The organism is Algoriphagus sp. SE2, assembly GCF_039563885.1.
Lineage (GTDB): Bacteria > Bacteroidota > Bacteroidia > Cytophagales > Cyclobacteriaceae > Algoriphagus.
The window spans coordinates 1-809 of the sequence record NZ_JBCLWJ010000061.1; the positions used below are offsets into that span (position 1 = coordinate 1).

General features: G+C 40.4%; 1 protein-coding gene. It reads right to left on the reverse strand.

All coding sequences use genetic code 11. The features are described 5' to 3' along the window. On the reverse strand, positions 1 to 809 hold an 809-nt coding region (locus tag AAGF08_RS20400), incomplete at both ends, for a triple tyrosine motif-containing protein (protein ID WP_343513300.1).

Sequence of the window (809 nt, forward strand, 5' to 3'; positions counted from 1 at the left end):
TAAATCTTCCAATGAGTGTTCAAGCTCCTCAGATTTTTTCTTCAACTCACCGGTTCTTTCTTCTACTTTTTGTTGAAGTTGTTCTTTTTCTTTTCGCAGTTTTTGTTCACGCCAAAGGCTAAATGATCTTAAAGCCGCAAGGAATATCAGCCCATATAAAGTATAAGCCCACCAAGAGTACCACCAAGGCGGGTTTATAGTAAACGTATATTCAAATGGCTCACTCCATACTTCACTCGCTCCAATGGCTCTGATTTGAAAGGTGTAAGTGCCGTAGGGCAGGTTTCGGTAGTCTGCTTTGGCTTCTCTTGTGGGATTGCTCCAATTGTCATTGAGTCCCAGCATACGGTGACTGTATCGTATTTTATGCGGAGCAGCCCAGTCTATAGCAGCGAAATGAAAGGTGAGGTGGTTTTTATGGTAGGGCAACTCTAAATTGAGCGGGTAGTTCTCAAATTTTTGCACGCTTTTAAATGCTATTTCATTACCCAGGCTATCTGAAATATTGCGGTAGTCTAGAAACTGCTCATTGATATCCAATTGTTTTAATAATGGTTGTGGTATTTGAGCAGATGGATTAAACTTGTTTAAATCCAACATAGTTAAACCCTTACCGCTTCCCCACCAGGCACGGTTTTTACTATCGATTAATGCAGAATTATGATAAAAATCTAATCCTTTAAGGCCATCTTGTGTGCCAAAAACTTGTATTGCAAACACTTCTCCTCCTTCGGGGGAAGCAGGGAGCGGGCTAATTTGCGTAAGCCCTTTTACTGTAGTTATGTATAAATTCCTGTTGTTATCTTCTA